This is a genomic window from Rhizobium ecuadorense, from assembly GCF_001187535.1.
Lineage (GTDB): Bacteria > Pseudomonadota > Alphaproteobacteria > Rhizobiales > Rhizobiaceae > Rhizobium > Rhizobium ecuadorense.
This window is the reverse complement of record NZ_LFIO01001730.1, coordinates 1-215: the sequence shown is the minus strand read 5'-3', so window position 1 is coordinate 215 and position 215 is coordinate 1. Positions and strand designations below refer to the sequence as shown.

At 51.2% G+C, this 215-nt stretch carries 1 protein-coding gene; it reads left to right on the top strand.

The genetic code is table 11. From position 1 onward, the window contains the following. Positions 1 to 215, top strand: a 215-nt coding sequence (locus AF337_RS44800) for a hypothetical protein (RefSeq protein ID WP_210168095.1), incomplete at both ends; no start/stop codon positions are given.

Sequence of the window (215 nt, the reverse complement as noted above, 5' to 3'; positions counted from 1 at the left end):
GCATTGCAGTCTAGAACAAGTACTCGATGCATTCCGCGAGCTGCCTCATGCCAATGAATTCTTGGACCGCAAGAAACGTGAATTAACTCAATTTGCCGCCGATGTGCGAAATTTCATAGCCGGCGATGCAGGTCAGACCCCAGCAATCAAAGACTGGCTGACTAGTCTATCAGCCGTTGAGTTACTGGCACTGGCAGATGAGGTGGGAACGTCGG